Source organism: Pseudomonas saliphila (assembly GCF_008638345.1).
In the GTDB taxonomy this organism is placed as follows: domain Bacteria; phylum Pseudomonadota; class Gammaproteobacteria; order Pseudomonadales; family Pseudomonadaceae; genus Halopseudomonas; species Halopseudomonas saliphila.
Genome location: NZ_VTVA01000002.1, coordinates 118093 through 135374, shown reverse-complemented (window position 1 = coordinate 135374; position 17282 = coordinate 118093). Strand labels below are relative to the sequence as shown.

Sequence of the window (17282 nt, the reverse complement as noted above, 5' to 3'; positions counted from 1 at the left end):
GGGACTGTGGCGGTCAGGACGTATAATTCTGCCAGACATTCGAGCCGGTAGCATGCCATGACTTCAGAAATGCCATTCGAGATATGTTCGGCAGCCCAGACGCGCGAACTCGACGCCCGCATTATCGCGGCAGGAACCCCGGGTTTTGAGCTGATGCAGCGTGCGGCAGATGCCGTTTGGCGAGCCGTCAGTAAACGCTGGGCTGACACCGGTCAGCTGACTGTGCTTGCCGGTAGCGGCAACAATGCCGGGGACGGGTATCTGGTGGCGAGGTTGGCGCATAGCGCTGGATGGCGGGTGCGGGTGCTGGCAGTGAAAGCGCCGGAGCGCTTGCAGGGCGATGCGGCCAGGGCTTGGCAGGCGGCGCTGGAAGCGGGCGTGGAGGTGGTCAACTGGCAGGCTTCCACAGGCCTGGAAGGCGTGATTGTCGACGCCATGCTCGGCACGGGTGTGACGGGCGATGTCGGCGAGCCCTATGCGGGTGCTATCGAGGCAGTCAATCGGTCCGGGTTGCCAGTGGTGGCGGTGGATCTGCCGAGTGGTCTGGACCCTGATCGGGGCATCGTCCTGGGGCGAGCCATTCAGGCAGATCTCACGGTTACCTTCATTGCTCTCAAACTAGGCTTGTTCACTGCGCAGGGGCCGGACCAGGCCGGTGAGGTCGAATTCGCTCAGCTTGAAAACATTCCCGGTGTGCCGGTAGAGCCTGTGGCGGAACGGCTTGCACTAAACAGGCTGGCCTGCACGCTTCCGAAGCGTATAAAAGCGGCGCACAAAGGCCTGTTCGGGCACGTGCTGATTATCGGTGGCGATCTGGGCATGGGCGGGGCGATCATGCTGGCTGCGCAAACGGCTCTGCGCAGTGGTGCTGGGCGGGTCAGCGTCGCTACACGCGCGGCGCATGTGGCACCACTACTGGCCCGGTGTCCCGAGGTGATGGTCCACGCTGTCGAAGCCCCAGAGGCCTTGGCGCCGCTGCTGAAGCAGGCGACTACCCTGGTCATTGGGCCGGGCCTCGGCCGTGCCGAGTGGGGCAGGCAGATGCTCGATCAGGCTCTGACAAGCAGTCTGCCCAAGGTGCTTGATGCCGATGCGCTGAATCAAATTGCCCAGCAATATCCTGATGGGCTCGCACTCGGCGAGCATTCAGTGATCACGCCACATCCGGCGGAAGCCGGGCGCCTGCTGGGCAGCTCGACGGCCCAGGTGCAGGCTGACCGTTTACTCGCGGCCTCCGGCCTGGCAGACCGGTTCGGTTGTGCGGTGATACTGAAAGGGGTTGGTAGTCTGGTTGCAGGTCCGGCATGCTTCGCCGCGCCGGTGGGTCTGTGCACCGACGGCAACCCAGGAATGGCTGTGGCGGGGATGGGGGATGTACTGTCCGGGCTGGTGGGTGGGCTTCTCGCGCAGCAAGTGCCGGCCGGCGCGGCCGCGCGTTACGCCACGCTGGTGCATGCACAGGCGGGTGACCGTGCTGCAGTTTCCGGTGAATACGGTATTCTTGCGAGCGACCTGATCAGGCATATTCGAACCATTCTCAACAGCAAGGACTCATATGAGTGACAGTCTGTTTGCAGCGGATGAGCAGGCCATGGAGTCGCTCGGTGCCGCTATCGGCAAGGCGATGGGCTTTCGCGGCGTTGTGTACCTGGACGGTGATCTGGGCGCCGGCAAGACGACCCTCAGCCGAGGTTTGATTCGCGCGCTGGGTCATCGCGGTGCGGTAAAAAGCCCAACCTTTACCCTGGTTGAGCCATATGAGCTGGACGCGGGAACGGTATATCACTTTGATCTGTACCGCTTGCTGGATCCTGAAGAACTCGAGTTCCTCGGCATCCGCGATTACTTTACGCCGGACAGCCTGTGTCTGATCGAATGGCCGGATAAAGGTGCAGGTGTTTTGCCAAGTTCGGACCTGACGATTACCATTGCAACAGAAGGCGACGGGCGACGGCTGCATATGGCAGGGCATAGCGCGCTCGGTCAGACGGCCTGCCGACAACTGCGCGACAAACAGGAGTAAAGCAATACTGTGATCGGATTCACCCTGGGACAAGGTAAGGCTCTGGCCATCTGGGCGCTGGTAGCGTTGTGTGCGCTGGTTACCGGCACGGCGAGCGCTGCCGAAATCGAGAACGTGCGTGTCTGGCGAGCGCCTGACAACACTCGCGTGGTGTTCGATCTGAGCGGTCCGGCCGACCATAAGCTGTTTACTCTGAGCAGCCCGGAACGCATCGTGGTCGACATCGCGAATGCAAATTTCAGCGCCGCGACGGATGCTTTGCCGCTGAGTGATACGCCGCTCAGCGGTTTGCGATCCGCTCAGCGCAATGGAACGGACCTGCGCATCGTCATCGATCTGAAGCAGGGGGTCACTGCCAAGAGCTTCACCTTGCCGCCCAACCAGCAGCATGGGCACCGTCTGGTGCTGGATCTGTTCGACCAGGGCCAGCCGCAGAACCAGTTGCAGTCACAGACCGCGCCCCGGCCCTCGGCATCTCCCTTGCCGCAACGGCCCACGCGTTCGGCCAGTGAAATCGGCAGTCGTGACATTATCGTCGCGGTGGACGCCGGCCACGGTGGCGAGGATCCTGGCGCAGTGGGCCACAAGAACGCCTACGAAAAGCATGTGGTGCTGGCGATCGCGCGCGATCTCAAGGCGCTGATAGACGCCGAACCGGGATTTCGCGCTGAGCTGGTCCGAACCGGTGATTATTTCATCCCGCTGCGCAAACGGACTGACATTGCACGCAAACATAATGCGGACCTGTTCGTATCGATTCATGCCGATGCCTTTGTGCGAACCAGTGCTTTTGGCGCCTCGGTGTATGCCCTCTCGGATAATGGCGCCACGTCCGAAACCGCCCGGCTCTTGGCCGATAAGGAAAACCGTTCCGATCTGATCGGTGGAGTCGGGGGTGTGAGTCTGGGCAACAAGGATCAGGTGCTCGCCAGCGTATTGCTTGATCTGTCGATGACGGCATCCCTCTCCGCCAGCCTTGATGTCGGTAGCCAGGTCTTGACCTCTATCGGCAAGATCACCCCGCTGCATAAGCGCCGAGTCGAACAGGCGGGTTTCATGGTGCTCAAGTCGCCGGATATCCCGTCCATCCTGATTGAGACCGGTTTTATCTCCAATCCGGGTGAGGCGCAAAAGCTGGTCACCCGCAAGCACCAGCAGTCCCTGGCGCGGGCCATCCATCAAGGTATCCACGGCTACTTCCTGCGTAACCCGCCCCCCGGGACGCGTGTCGCGTCGCTCAAGGCCAATGGCAAGATTGCTCAAGGCCCGCGCGAACACACCGTCACCCGTGGCGACACGCTGACGATGATCGCGGCGCGTTACAACATCAGTCTCCAGAGCCTGAAACAGGCGAACCGGATTGGTAACGACGAAATCCGGATAGGCCAGGTGCTCAAGGTGCCTACCGGTAGCGTGCTGGTACAGAATGACTTCTGAGATGTCGCGCATTCAGTTGCTGAGCCCACGCCTGGCGAACCAGATTGCAGCGGGAGAGGTGGTTGAGCGCCCGGCATCGGTAATCAAGGAACTGCTGGAAAACAGTCTCGATGCCGGGGCGTTACGAATCGATATCGACGTCGAACAGGGCGGTGTCAAGCTGCTGCGCGTGCGCGACGACGGTGTAGGCATCGTTGAAGGCGACCTCCCGCTGGCGTTGTCGCGTCATGCGACCAGTAAGATTCGCGATCTGGACGATCTGGAACGGGTGGCTACGCTGGGCTTTCGCGGAGAAGCGCTGGCCTCGGTCAGCTCGGTGTCCCGCCTGACGCTGACGTCCTGCGCAGAAGGCGCTGACCAGGCCTGGCAGGTCGAGACCGAAGGACGCGATATGGCGCCGCGCCTGCAGCCTGCAGCGCACCCGCGCGGGACCACGGTGGAAGTCCGCGATCTGTTCTTCAATACACCCGCCCGGCGTAAATTCCTGCGAACCGAGAAGACCGAGTTCTCCCATCTTGAAGAAGTGGTCAAGCGACTGGCGCTGTCACGCTTCGATGTGACCTTCAATCTGCGACACAACGGGCGCACCGTGCTCGGACTGCGCCCGGCGCATACCGAACAGGAGGCCCGGCGGCGCGTCGGGAGTATATGCGGGCCGGCGTTTGTCGAGCAGTCACTGAGTATCGACAGTGAGCGCGAAGGGCTGCGCTTGTGGGGCTGGGTGGGCATGCCGACCTTTTCCCGCAGCCAGGCCGACCTGCAGTACTTCTTTGTCAACGGCCGCACGATCAAGGATAAGCTGGTCGCCCATGCCGTGCGTCAGGCATACCGTGATGTCCTTTTCAATGGGCGGCACCCGACCTTTGTGCTGTTCCTGGAAGTCGATCCGGCCGTAGTGGACGTCAATGTGCACCCGACCAAGCACGAAGTGCGCTTTCGTGACGGGCGCATGGTGCATGATTTCCTGTTCAGTACGCTCTACCGCGCATTGGCCGATCAACGCCCCGGCGAGCAGGCGCAGGCTGTGCCTGAACCGTCGCCTCAAGTCTTGCCGGTCGCCAATGGCTTGGCTGTCGGCGTGTTTTCCGGTCAGACGCATATGCCGCTGGCAGAGCCTGCTGCGGCCTGGAACGCGAGCTCCTCCCAGCTTATGCCGGAACGTCCTACGGCAGCCGCCCTGGCTGGTGCAGCCCAGGCGTATGGCGGCCTGTATGGCTCGGCACCTGAAGCGGCTGGGCACTTGGCCAATGCGCAGGAGATTCCGCCGCTGGGGTACGCCGTTGCTCAGCTGCATGGTGTTTATATTCTCGCCGAAAATACCCTCGGGCTGGTGGTCGTGGATATGCATGCGGCGCACGAACGCATTACCTATGAACGGCTCAAGCTGGCCATGGACCAGGAAGGGTTGCGCAGTCAGCCGTTGCTGGTGCCCGAGTCGATTGCGGTCAGTCAGCGCGAAGCCGATTGCGCTGAGGAGTACGCCAGCTGGTTCGTCCGCCTCGGATTTGCCCTGCAACGCATGGGGCCTGAGAGTCTCGCTATCCGTGAAATCCCTTCGCTACTACGTCAGGCGGATGCACCTCAGCTGGTTCGGGATGTGCTGGCAGACCTGATGGAGTATGGCACCAGCGATCGTGTTCAGGCACACCTGAATGAATTGTTGGGAACGATGGCGTGCCATGGGGCCATCCGGGCTAACCGGCGCCTGACACTCACCGAGATGAACGGTCTGCTGCGCGACATGGAGCAGACTGAACGTAGCGGTCAATGCAATCACGGCCGTCCCACCTGGACCCAGATGAGTATGACCGAGTTGGATAAGCTGTTTCTGCGTGGTCGTTGATGGCCAACCTTGATGCGGTACAGGATTCGGCTTTGCCGCCGGTAATCTGTCTGATGGGCCCCACGGCTTCAGGCAAGACGGAGTTGGCCCTGCACCTGGCCGATCATTTGCCGTGCGAGCTGGTCAGTGTCGATTCGGCTCTGATATACCGTGGCATGGATATAGGCACGGCCAAGCCGGATGCCGCTACGCTCGCCGCCTATCCGCATCATCTGGTGGATATTCTTGATCCGGCCGAAGCCTATTCGGCAGCCCGATTTCGCGATGACGCGATCGAGTTGCTGGCTGCGATTGTCAGGCGCGGGCGCATTCCGTTATTGGTTGGCGGCACCATGCTCTATTTCAAAGCGCTCTCGGGCGGCCTGGCGCACATGCCGTCCGCAGATCCGGCGGTGCGGCAGCGCATCACCGATTCAGCCAATCAACAAGGCTGGCCAGCAGTGCACGCAGCGTTGGCCAAGATCGATCCAGCGTCTGCTGCACGCATCCACCCCAATGACCCCCAGCGCATCCAGCGGGCCTATGAAGTGTACCTGCTGTCGGGCGTGCCCTTGAGCGCCTGGCACGCTCGCCAGGCCCAAGAAAAAGCTGAGGCCGGCGCGCCTGCGCAACAGAATTTACCCTATACTATGCACCACCTGGCGATAGCTCCCGCAGAGCGCCGTGTGCTTCATGATCGCATTGCGCAGCGTTTTACCTCGATGCTTGAACAGGGCTTCATAGAGGAAGTCGAGACGCTGCGCGCCAGGGGAGATCTGGATACCACTATGCCGTCCGTGCGAGCCGTAGGTTACCGGCAGGCCTGGGACTATCTAGAGGGAAATCTGAGCTATCAGGAAATGGCCGAGCGGGGGATTATTGCAACGCGCCAACTGGCTAAGCGGCAGTTCACCTGGTTGCGCGGATGGGATGCTGAGATCGAATGGCTCGACAGCCTCGATCCAAAAAGATTCGAGGGGGCCTTGAAACGTCTGCAGCGGATCACAATATAGTTTACAAATGTTCTGCTAACCTTGTTTTTGCAGTCATAAGGACACTGCCTGCTCGTCTTAAGGATAATAGACAGGCCGGCAAAAAACGCATTTTAATGCATGAGGAATCTCTGGAGCTTCAGCTAGCGAAGGTCAGGCAGAGCGAAATCGAACTACGGGGTCCACTCTTCTACTCCGAGCGGGCGTTTAACGCGATATCGAAGCAGCATGACTCAGTGCCGGAAGGTTCAAGGGTTTCATATAAACGGTTCCCATTTAAGGAGTGAGGTAATGTCAAAAGGGCATTCGCTACAAGACCCTTACCTGAACGTTCTGCGCAAAGAACGTGTTCCGGTATCAATTTATCTTGTAAACGGCATCAAGCTGCAGGGTCAGATCGAGTCTTTTGATCAATTCGTTATCCTGTTAAAGAACACTGTCAGCCAGATGGTTTACAAGCATGCAATTTCGACAGTAGTACCGGGTCGTCCGGTGCGCCTACCAGTGCAGCCTACAGGCGACGAGGCTGAAACTGACAATCCTTGAGAATTGCGGAGGCCTGATTGTTCTTTGAACGCCATGAAGGGGGTGAGCGAGCTGTGCTTGTTCATCTCGAGGGCATGGATGAGTCCAGCCGAGAAGATCCCCAGGAGTTTCTTGAGCTGGTCGCGTCTGCAGGAGCCGACATAGTTGCTTTCCTCACCGTTAACCGGTTTCAGCCGAGCCCACGATTTCTGGTGGGCGCTGGCAAGGTAGACGAACTACGTGAACTGGTCGCCAGCCATGAGGGCGATCTGATCATCTTCAATCACACCCTCTCCCCTAGTCAGGAACGTAATCTCGAGCGTGAGCTGCAGTGTCGCGTTGTCGACCGTACCGGACTGATCCTCGATATCTTTGCTCAGCGCGCACGGACTCATGAAGGCAAGTTGCAGGTCGAACTCGCCCAGCTGGACCATCTGAGCACCCGCCTGGTGCGGGGCTGGACGCACCTTGAACGGCAGAAAGGTGGCATCGGCTTGCGCGGCCCGGGCGAAACCCAGCTTGAGACCGACAGACGTTTGTTGCGCGCTCGCATCAAGCAGATATCCCAGCGTCTGGAGAAGGTTCGCAGCCAGCGAGAGCAGGCGCGCCGGTCCCGTCAGCGTGCGGAAATTCCCGTCGTGTCATTCGTTGGTTATACCAATGCGGGCAAATCCACGCTGTTTAACGTGCTCACCGAATCCAGCGTGTTCGCTGCTGACCAGTTGTTCGCCACGCTCGATCCGACCCTGCGCCGAATTGAGCTGGCCGAGATTGGGCCGGTGATTCTGGCCGACACAGTGGGTTTCATCAGGCACTTGCCGCACAAGCTGGTAGAAGCTTTTCGCGCCACCCTGGAAGAGTCCAGTCAGGCTGATCTGCTGTTGCACGTCATTGATGCGGCGGACGAAGAACGCGCCTCGCACATCGAGCAGGTGCATCTGGTGCTGAGCGAGATTGGTGCGCTGGAATTGCCCATTCTGGAGGTCTACAACAAGATCGATTTGTTGGAGGACTTCGAGCCGCAGATTCAGCGTGACGAGCAGGGTAAGCCGGTACGCGTATGGATCTCCGCTCAGAACGGGCAGGGTCTGGAGCTGGTTGCCCAGGCCCTTGCCGAGCGGTTGGGCGAAGACATGATGCAGGAATGGCTGCTCATCGAGCATGCGGAAGCGCGCCTGCGCGCGCAGTTGTACGATGCAGGCGCGGTGCTCGGCGAGCGTGTCGCAGAAGATGGCCGTCAGGAGCTCGAGGTGCGGCTCCCGCGCAGCGATTTCAACCGATTGTTGAAGCGCGAGGGGTGGCAAATGGATGACTTTCTCAAACAACACACTCTGCAATAATGCCAAGGGCAGCGGTTCGCGCTGCCGTAGGCTTTTGCGGTAAGATTGCCCGGATCCGCGTCGGGCATGCATGACTTCGCGACGTAACGTTTCAAACAACGGAGAACGCTATGGCCTGGAATGAGCCTGGTGGTGGTAACAATTCGAATAACCAGGATCCCTGGGGAAGTGGCGGAAACCGAGGCGGCAATCGCGGCGGTAAGCAAGGTCCGCCCGATCTCGATGAAGCTTTGAAGAAGCTTCAAGATAGCCTCAACAAGATGTTTGGGGGCAAGAAAGGCAGCGGTGATCGCGGCAAAGGAACTGGCGGCGGTGCCGGTATTCCGAAGGCCATGTGGTTTGTTGCCGGTCTGATCATTCTGGCAGTGTGGCTGTTCAACGCGGTTTATATGGTTGACGAGCAAGAGCAGGCGATTGTGCTGCGTTTCGGCGAGTATAACCGTACCGTAGAATCAGGCTTGCACCTGTACTTCCCGCCCGTTGAGCGCAAGTTTCAGCGCAACGTGACTCAGGTTCGTTCGTATCGCCAGCAAGGGCAGATGCTGACCGAAGATGAGAATATCGTGGAAGTGCCATTGGCTGTGCAGTACCGCATCTCCAATCTCGAAAACTTCGTGTTGATGAACGAGGATCCTGAAACCAGTCTGCGTCATGCGACCGAAAGCGCCTTGCGTCACGTGGTCGGTTCGACATCGATGCACCAGGTGCTCACCGAAGGTCGTGAGCAGATGGGTGTCGAGACGACCGAGCGGCTTCAGCGCTATCTTGACTTGTACAATACCGGTATCACGGTGGTGCAGGTGAACATCGAAAGCGCTCAGGCGCCGAATGAAGTGCAGGACGCGTTTGATGACGTTATCCGGGCCCGTGAAGATGAGGTCCGCGAGCGTAACCAGGCTGAGTCCTATGCCAATGGCGTTATTCCTGAAGCACGCGGTCAGGCTCAGCGGCTTATGGAAGAAGCCAATGGTTACCGCGATGAAGTCGTCGCCCGTGCCATGGGTGAGGCCGAACGCTTTAATCTGCTGGTTGCACAGTATCAGCAATCGCCTCAGGTCATGCGTGAGCGTCTGTACCTCGAAACCATGCAGGACGTGCTGAGCAGTACCAGCAAGGTTCTGGTGTCAGGCGGCGAAGGCAGCAACAATCTGTTGTACCTGCCGTTGGATAAGTTGATGCAGCAGGGTGGTTCTGGCAGTTCGTCATCGAGCTCAACCAGTTATTCGTCTGGCGCCGATGCTTCTGCACGCACGCCAGTGCAGTTGCCGCCACGCGATCCGCGCGCTAGGGAGACTCGTTAATGAGTAACAAGTCGATGTTTGGACTGATTACCGCACTGGTTGTATTGGTGGTTGGCTGGAACAGTTTCTTCGTAGTCAGTCAGATTGAACGGGGTCTGGTGCTGCAGTTCGGTAAGGTGGTCAAGGCTGACCTTGAGCCTGGGCTGCACTTCAAAGTGCCTTTTGTTCAGGACGTGAAGAAATTTGATTCACGCTTGCTCACCCTGGACACAGCGACTCAACGCTTTCTGACGTTAGAGAAGAAAGCGCTGATGGTGGATTCCTACGCTAAATGGCGGGTTGCGGACGTACAGCGTTACTACACCTCCACTTCCGGGCTAAGAACCCTGGCGGAGGAGCGTCTGTCTCGTCAGCTCGAATCAGGGCTGCGTAATGAAGTCGCCCGTCGCACCCTGCATGAAGTTGTCTCCGGCGAGCGCGATCAGCTGATGGCCGATATTACCGATTCGCTGAACACAAGCGCGCAGCGGGAATTGGGTATCGAGGTATTGGACGTTCGCGTGAAGGCTATGGATCTGCCGAGCGAGGTCAACCGTAGCGTGTTCGAGCGGATGAGCTCCGAACGTGAGCGGGAAGCCCGTGAGCACCGCGCCAAGGGTCGCGAGCTGGGTGAGGGGATTCGTGCAGATGCTGATCGTCAGCAGCGCGTTATCCTTGCCGAGGCGTTCCGTGAAGCCGAGGAAATCCGCGGTGACGGTGATGCGCAGGCCGCCTCAATCTATGCCGATGCCTACACCAAGGATCCTGAATTCTATTCCTTCTACCGTAGCCTGCAGGCTTATCGCGAGAGCTTTTCGGATAAGTCGGACATTCTCGTCCTGGATCCGGGAAGCGAGTTCTTCCAGTACTTGCAGCGCGGTCAGAGCCGCTGAACCCAGCCTCAGCCGCACCTGCTACGTAGCGGGTGTGGCTGGCTGAAAACATGCTACAATCGCGCAGCCGGGCCCGCCCGGCTTTTTTGTGACCGGCACTCCGCTGGTTGTTGCCTGAGACGGCTGATCGTCAAGGATGCAGGGTGTGTTGCTAGGCTTTGCGACAGCAGTGTGCTTGATGCTTATCATCGAAGGCATGATGCCCTTTCTGGCTCCGGCGCGCTGGAAACAGCTGCTAGCCAGTCTCGGCCAGCTTACCGATCGCCAGGTCAGACTCTCAGGCTTGGCGAGCATGTTGATCGGAACCGCATGTCTGTATCTGCTTCGTTAGCGGGTGCCGGCGTCCATTGCGAAAGTAATAAGGTTGTGAAAATGCCTACTGTTGATCGTTGGCTGTTGCCCGACGGGATAGAAGAGGTGCTGCCTGAAGAGGCCGCACGCATCGAGACCGCCCGTCGCCAATTGCTGGATCTGTTTGCCAGCTGGGGTTATGACCTGGTCATTACTCCGCATATCGAATACCTCGAATCCCTGCTCACCGGCGCCGGGCATGATCTGGATCTGCAGACCTTCAAGATGACTGATCAGCTATCCGGGCGCATGCTCGGTCTGCGTGCTGACATCACTCCGCAGGTCGCCCGGATCGATGCCCACACTCTCGGTGCCGAAGGCGTCAGTCGCTTATGCTACTGCGGCAGTGTGTTGCACACCCGGCCACGTCCACTGTCTACCTCCCGAAGTCTGATTCAGCTCGGCGCGGAGTTGTATGGTAATGCGTCCTGCGCGAGCGATATTGAGGTTATCTCACTGATGCTCGAAACTCTGGATGCCTGTCAGGTCGAAGGCGTTCATCTGGATATCGGACATGTCGGCATCTATCGCGGGCTGGTTCAGGCGGCGGGTCTCGATGCGTCGGTGGAGCATTCGCTATTCGATGCCTTGCAGCGCAAGGCGGTGGATGAGGTGAGGGCGATAACCGCGGGATTTGAGCAGTCATCTGTCGCCGCTATGTTGTCCAGTCTGGTCGAGTTGTCGGGGGGCACAGAAGTGCTTGAGCGCGCCCACGTGTTGCTCGACGGCGCGCCCGAATCGGTGATGGCCGCGCTGGATGATCTCGCAGAGCTGGCCCAGACCTTGAAGCAGCGATATCCGTCGATCCCCTTGTATTTTGACCTGGGTGAGCTTCGCGGTTATCACTATCACACGGGTGTCGCGTTTGCCGCCTTCCTGCCCGGCGTCGGCCAGAGCATCGCTCAAGGCGGACGGTATGACGATATCGGCAAGGATTTTGGCAGAGCCAGACCGGCTACCGGGTTTTCTACTGATCTCAAGCTCCTGGTTGAGCGCGGCAATATCAGTAGTCGCCGAGCCGCCGGGATTTGGGCGCCCTTTACCGACAAGGCAGACCTCCAGAGTCAAGTCGTCGCGCTGCGGCGTCAGGGCGAGCGCGTAATAGTCGCGTTGCCGGGTCAGCTGGAAGGTGATGCTGCAGAGTATGGCTGTGACCGGATCCTGCGTTACGCGGGTAACGGTTGGCAGGTCAGCGCACTTTAATTCGATTTACGGCCTGCCAGGCCGCCACTTAACAAACGAGGCTAGAGCTGAACATGGGTAAGAATGTTGTCATCCTGGGCACCCAATGGGGTGATGAGGGTAAAGGCAAGATAGTCGATCTGCTGACCGACCAGGTAGCGGCCGTTGTGCGCTATCAGGGCGGACACAATGCAGGTCACACCCTGGTCATCGATGGCGAGAAAACCGTATTGCACCTGATTCCGTCAGGCATCCTGCGGGAAAACGTCACCTGTTTCATCGGCAATGGCGTGGTGTTGTCACCTGAAGCGTTGCTTAAGGAGTTGGGTGAGCTGGAGGCCAAAGGTGTGCCGGTGCGCGATCGTCTTCGTATCAGTCCGGCGTGCCCGCTGATTCTGCCTTATCACGTGGCGCTGGATCAGGCCCGTGAAAAAGCGCGCGGCGAAGCCAAGATCGGCACCACCGGTCGCGGCATTGGTCCGGCCTATGAAGACAAGGTTTCCCGCCGCGGGCTGCGTGTAGCCGATCTGTTCAACCCTGAACGGTTTGCGGTCAAGCTGGCCGAAGTACTCGAATATCACAACTTTGCCCTTGAGCATTACTACAAGGTCGAGCCGGTTGATTTCCAGAAGACGCTCGACGAAGCCATGGGTTACGCCGAATGGCTGAAGCCGCTCATGACTGACGTGACCGCGCGCTTGCATGAGCTGCGTCGTGAAGGCGCGAACATCATGTTCGAAGGGGCGCAGGGCTCGCTGCTGGACATCGATCACGGTACCTATCCCTACGTCACCAGTTCCAATACCACGGCGGGTGGCACGGCTACCGGCTCGGGTTTCGGGCCTCTGTATCTCGACTATGTGCTGGGTATCACCAAAGCCTATACAACGCGTGTTGGCTCGGGTCCTTTCCCGACTGAACTGTTCGATGCAACGGGCGCCCGTCTTGCTGAGCGCGGTCACGAGTTCGGCTCTACCACTGGGCGTGCTCGCCGCTGTGGCTGGTTTGACGCGGTGATCCTGCGTCGCGCCATCGAGGTCAACAGTATCAGCGGGCTGTGCCTGACCAAGCTGGATGTGCTCGATGGTCTCGAGACTATCCAGATCTGCGTAGGGTATCGTAACGCCGATGGAGCAGTGCTCGAGATGCCCAGCGATGCTGACAGCTACCTGGGTCTTGAACCGGTGTATGAAGAGATATCCGGTTGGAGCGAGTCGACGCTGGGCGTCAAAACTCTGGATGATCTGCCTGCCAATGCGCGCGCCTATATTGCCCGGATCGAAGAGTTGGTCGGCGCGCCGATCGATCTGGTGTCAACCGGCCCGGATCGTCACGAGACCATTATTCAGCGGCAGATTTTCTGAGCTGATGATGCGTTAGCGTCTGCAGTCAGGCTGCAAGGCTGCAAGGCTGAATGCGTTTCAAAAAAACCCGCAGAAATGCGGGTTTTTTGTTCTCTGGGGGCGGATAACTGCCAAGGTGAGACGGTTGCAGCGCGGTCGGGCTCGCCGATGGAGCGCTGTCCAGAGGCTGACTCGATTAGGGAAGGCGATAATCATGAAGCGTGGGGGGTATTTATCGAACCGTAAAAACCAAAAAACCGGACATTGTCCGGTTTTTGTAATTGGTGCCCAGGAGAAGACTCGAACTTCCACGGCCTTGCGGCCACTAGCACCTGAAGCTAGCGTGTCTACCAATTTCACCACCTGGGCGCGTCATCGACAACGAGTGCTAAGATGAACGCTGGGTTCGTTCTTGCCAACCGTTGTCGTGTTGACGGCGCGAATAATACGAACCCTGCGAAGGTCTGTAAACCCCTGTTTGCAAAAATAATTGTATATCGACGGAAACAGGTGCAAGTGGAGCGGATTCGCGGTTCAATAGGCGCCTATGACTAAAAAGACCAAACCCCAAGACCCGACATCCTTGTCGGGCAACGCTTCACGTTCGGGCTCCGGACCCACCGATTGGATCAATCAGGATCCCGCAGCACAGCGCGAAGCAGAGAAGTACGACAATCCCATCCCAAGCCGTGAACTGATTCTGCAGTTGCTGGAAGAGCGCGGCGCACCTGCCACCCGCGCGCAGCTGCAGCAGGAATTCGGGCTCGACGATGAAGATGCAATCGAAGCCCTGCGCCGTCGCTTACGCGCCATGGAGCGCGACGGCCAGCTTATCTATACCCGCCGCGGCGCCTACGCCCCTGTCGACAAGCTCGATCTGATCCGAGGCCGCGTACAGGGTCATCGCGACGGCTTCGGCTTCCTGGTGCCCGAGGACGGTGGCGACGACCTGTTCCTCGGGCCGGCGCAGATGCGTCTGGTGTTCGACGGTGACAGGGCGCTGGCGCGGATAACCGGCGTGGACCGACGTGGCCGCAGCGAAGGCGCGATCGTGGAGGTGATCGAGCGTGCGCACGAAGTGCTGGTCGGGCGATATTACGTCGAGAACGGTATCGGCTACGTGGTCGCAGACAATGCCAAGATCAATCAGGAAGTATTGATTCCGCCCGGCCTGGACGGCGGCGCGGAGCACGGTCAGTACGCTGAAGTGCGCATCACCCAGTGGCCGGCAATCCACCGGCAGGCGCAGGGCGAGATCATCGAGGTCGTCGGCGACTACATGGCGCCAGGGGTTGAGGTCGAAGTTGCGCTACGTAGCTATGACATTCCCAGCGTCTGGCCGTCAGCTGTTCTGGAGGAGGCGGGTCGTCTCAGTGATACGGTGGAAGAGAAAGACAAGCTCAAGCGCGTTGATCTCAGGCACCTGCCATTGGTCACCATTGACGGCGAGGATGCGCGCGACTTCGACGATGCCATCTACGCCGAACCGCACAAGGCCAGTGGCTGGAGATTGTTCTCTGGCGGCTGGAAGCTGTACGTCGCCATCGCTGACGTCTCTCACTACGTTCCGCTTGGCTCGGCGCTGGATCAGGAAGCCGAGCTGCGTGGCACCTCGGTCTATTTCCCGAGCGAAGTGATCCCCATGCTGCCAGAGGCCATTTCCAATGGCCTGTGTTCGCTGATGCCGAATGTGGACCGTCTTGCGATGGTGTGCGAGATGACCGTATCCAAGAGCGGTGAGCTAACCGATTTCCAGTTCTACGAAGCGGTTATTCATTCCCACGCGCGTCTGACCTACAACAAGGTCTCGTCGATGCTTGAGCATCCGCGTAGCAAGGAAGGCAAAGCGCTCAGCGATGAATACGCTGAAGTACTCCCGCATCTGAAAAACCTGTATGAGCTCTACAAGGCGCTGGCCAAGGCCAGGCAGGGGCGTGGGGCGATTGATTTCGAGACGACCGAGACCCGCGTCATCTTTGGCGAGAATCGCAAGATCGCTGAGATCCGTCCGACTACTCGCAACGATGCGCACAAGATCGTCGAAGAAAGCATGCTGTGTGCCAACGTGGCGACCGCGCGGTTCATGCAGGAGCTCGAAGTGCCCTCGTTGTATCGCGTCCACGATTCGCCGAAGCCCGAGAAGATCGAGCGTCTGCGCGAGTTTCTGGCGTCCATGGGTATGACCCTGAGTCGCAAGGGCACCGATCCAACGCCGGAAGATTACAGTGCGGTGTTGCAGAAAGTGCAGGGTCGGCCAGATGCTCAGCTGATCCAGACAGTCATGCTGCGCTCGCTCAGTCAGGCCGTCTACAGCCCGAATAACGCTGGGCACTTTGGCTTGAATTACGAAGCTTATACCCACTTTACCTCGCCGATTCGTCGCTATCCTGATCTACTGGTGCATCGGGCTATCCGCAGCGTTATTCGCTCAAGGAAAACAACCGATCGGGTCAAGCGCAGCGGTGGAGCCGCCGTTCCCAAGGCTGCAATATATCCATACGATCTTCCGACACTCGAGCGTCTTGGCGAGCAGTGCTCGCAGAATGAGCGGCGAGCGGACGAGGCGACTCGGGATGTGCTTAGCTGGCTGAAGTGCGAATTCATGCAGGACCGGGTAGGCGACAACTTCGACGGCCTGGTAACGGCTGTGACCGGGTTCGGCCTGTTCGTCGAACTGACCGATTTCTACGTCGAGGGTCTGGTGCACATCACGGCTTTGCCGGCCGATTACTATAACTTCGACGCTGTGCATCACCGTCTCACGGGCGAGCGCTCCGGCAGGACCTTCCGCCTGGGTGATTCGGTTCGCGTACAGGTTGCACGGGTTGATCTGGATGACCGCAAGATCGACTTCGAGATGGCCAAGGATCAGCCGGCCACTGTCGGTGGGGCCAAGGTAGATGCCAGCCGGGCTGCACGCAGCAAATTGATGAAAGACGCTAAGGGTGCGGCCTCCACCGACGCCAAGGGTCGCGGCAAAGGGAGTAAGACGAAGTCGCCACGCGCGCCGGAGAAGCGCACGGCCCGTGCGGCTGAGCGCAAGTCCGGACGTGGTACTGCCGAAAGCAAGCCTGCGGCTGCTCCTCAGAATGTTCGTCCGCCGCGCAAGCGTAAGGCTCGGCCCGAGAAAGGTTAGATCGATCGAATGAGCGATAAGGAATATGTATACGGCCTGCATGCCGTACAAGCGATGCTGCAGCACGCCTCCAAGCGCGTAAAGCAGCTACACCTGGTGCGTGGGCGGATCGACGCCAGGATGCAGGAGTTGGTGGATCTTGCGCAGCAGCACAAGGTGGCTATTCAGCACCTCTCGCCGGAGGAGCTGGACAAGCTGGCTGACGGTGGTGTTCATCAGGGTGTAATTGCGGTGGTTGCACCCAGTCAGTTATGGTCCGAAGACATGCTCGGCCATATGCTCGATGAACTGGAAGGTGTTCCGCTGTTGCTGGTGCTCGACGGTGTCACTGATCCGCATAACCTCGGTGCCTGCCTGCGAAGTGCTGATGCTGCGGGCGCGCATGCGGTGATTATTCCCCGCGACCGCTCCGCCAGTTTGTCGCCCACCGTACGCAAGGTTGCCTGTGGTGCCGCTGAGACCGTACCCCTGGTCGCCGTAACCAACCTGGCTCGCACGCTCAAGCAATTGCAGCAGCGCGGCTTATGGGTGGTGGGCGCTGCGGGGGAAGCTGAGCAGTTGCTGTATACGGTCGATCTCAAGGTGCCTAGTGTCATTGTGATGGGTGCCGAAGGCAGCGGCATGCGCCGTCTGACCCGCGAGCATTGTGATTACCTGGCCAAGCTGCCCATGGGAGGGACTGTCAGCAGTCTCAATGTCTCGGTCGCCGCCGGCGTGTGTCTGTTCGAAGCAGTCCGCCAAAGAACCCAGGCTCGCTAGAGTCTCAATCGAGCACCCGACTGGACTCCCTGGGTTTGGTCGGGTTTCGCGGTCGCTTGAGCGCTATCCCGTGGCGCGCCGTCGACAAGAGGCTTCCCTTCCGATTTACAGCTGCGCGCTTATCGCAGTGCTGCCCTTGCTAGTTGTCTCCGCCTTCCCTAGAATAGCCGCCCCAAACTGGAGTTCTACTCCTTGCCAG

Annotated in this window: 14 protein-coding genes and 1 tRNA gene; 14 read left to right on the top strand and 1 reads right to left on the bottom strand. The window is 59.3% G+C overall.

Annotation, left to right across the window (positions count from 1 at the left end):
- Positions 1–57 precede the first annotated feature (57 nt).
- The 12 genes from FHK95_RS02695 (at position 58) to FHK95_RS02640 (ending at position 13209) form a co-directional block, all read left to right on the top strand.
- The gene (locus FHK95_RS02695) at positions 58–1563 is read left to right on the top strand and encodes an NAD(P)H-hydrate dehydratase (protein WP_150303063.1); all 1506 of its coding nucleotides are present in this window, start codon (positions 58–60) and stop codon (positions 1561–1563) included.
- Entirely contained in the window at positions 1556–2023 is a 468-nt protein-coding gene (gene tsaE, locus FHK95_RS02690; protein ID WP_150303062.1) for a tRNA (adenosine(37)-N6)-threonylcarbamoyltransferase complex ATPase subunit type 1 TsaE, read from the top strand. The genes FHK95_RS02695 and tsaE overlap by 8 nt, the downstream gene beginning before the upstream one ends.
- A gap of 42 nt (positions 2024–2065) precedes the next feature.
- Entirely contained in the window at positions 2066–3460 is a 1395-nt protein-coding gene (locus tag FHK95_RS02685; protein WP_235906703.1) for an N-acetylmuramoyl-L-alanine amidase, read from the top strand.
- On the top strand, positions 3450–5303 hold the full coding sequence (gene mutL, locus FHK95_RS02680; RefSeq protein WP_150303061.1) for a DNA mismatch repair endonuclease MutL: 1854 nt from the start codon (positions 3450–3452) through the stop codon (positions 5301–5303). The genes FHK95_RS02685 and mutL overlap by 11 nt, the downstream gene beginning before the upstream one ends.
- On the top strand, positions 5303–6295 hold the full coding sequence (gene miaA / locus FHK95_RS02675) for a tRNA (adenosine(37)-N6)-dimethylallyltransferase MiaA (RefSeq protein WP_150303060.1): 993 nt from the start codon (positions 5303–5305) through the stop codon (positions 6293–6295). The genes mutL and miaA overlap by 1 nt, the downstream gene beginning before the upstream one ends.
- A gap of 270 nt (positions 6296–6565) precedes the next feature.
- Positions 6566–6820, top strand: coding sequence for an RNA chaperone Hfq (gene hfq / locus FHK95_RS02670; RefSeq protein ID WP_150303059.1), 255 nt, complete (start codon positions 6566–6568; stop codon positions 6818–6820).
- A 17-nt stretch (positions 6821–6837) separates the two neighbouring features.
- Complete coding sequence (hflX, locus tag FHK95_RS02665; RefSeq protein ID WP_150303058.1) at positions 6838–8139, top strand: ribosome rescue GTPase HflX; 1302 nt, start codon at positions 6838–6840, stop codon at positions 8137–8139.
- A gap of 110 nt (positions 8140–8249) precedes the next feature.
- Positions 8250–9440, top strand: a complete 1191-nt coding sequence (gene hflK, locus FHK95_RS02660) for an FtsH protease activity modulator HflK (protein ID WP_150303057.1) — start codon at positions 8250–8252, stop codon at positions 9438–9440.
- Positions 9440–10312, top strand: coding sequence for a protease modulator HflC (hflC, locus tag FHK95_RS02655; RefSeq protein ID WP_150303056.1), 873 nt, complete (start codon positions 9440–9442; stop codon positions 10310–10312). The genes hflK and hflC overlap by 1 nt, the downstream gene beginning before the upstream one ends.
- Positions 10313–10448: 136 nt before the next feature.
- Entirely contained in the window at positions 10449–10643 is a 195-nt protein-coding gene (locus FHK95_RS02650; RefSeq protein WP_150303055.1) for a DUF2065 domain-containing protein, read from the top strand.
- Between the two features lie 41 nt (positions 10644–10684).
- Positions 10685–11866 carry an ATP phosphoribosyltransferase regulatory subunit gene (locus FHK95_RS02645; RefSeq protein ID WP_150303054.1) on the top strand — a complete coding sequence of 394 codons (1182 nt, stop codon included), beginning with the start codon at positions 10685–10687 and terminating at the stop codon, positions 11864–11866.
- A gap of 53 nt (positions 11867–11919) precedes the next feature.
- Positions 11920–13209 carry an adenylosuccinate synthase gene (locus FHK95_RS02640; RefSeq protein ID WP_150303053.1) on the top strand — a complete coding sequence of 430 codons (1290 nt, stop codon included), beginning with the start codon at positions 11920–11922 and terminating at the stop codon, positions 13207–13209.
- A 261-nt stretch (positions 13210–13470) separates the two neighbouring features.
- Here FHK95_RS02640 and FHK95_RS02635 read toward each other — a convergent pair.
- Positions 13471–13557: transfer RNA gene (locus tag FHK95_RS02635), tRNA-Leu, on the bottom strand.
- A gap of 178 nt (positions 13558–13735) precedes the next feature.
- Between FHK95_RS02635 and rnr the strand changes: the two genes are divergently transcribed.
- Both rnr and rlmB read left to right on the top strand, forming a co-directional pair.
- Positions 13736–16324 (top strand): ribonuclease R, encoded by a 2589-nt coding sequence (gene rnr, locus FHK95_RS02630; protein WP_150303052.1) that lies wholly within the window; start codon positions 13736–13738, stop codon positions 16322–16324.
- 9 nt (positions 16325–16333) lie between these two features.
- Positions 16334–17083 carry a 23S rRNA (guanosine(2251)-2'-O)-methyltransferase RlmB gene (gene rlmB, locus FHK95_RS02625; protein ID WP_150303051.1) on the top strand — a complete coding sequence of 250 codons (750 nt, stop codon included), beginning with the start codon at positions 16334–16336 and terminating at the stop codon, positions 17081–17083.
- Positions 17084–17282: the final 199 nt, after the last annotated feature.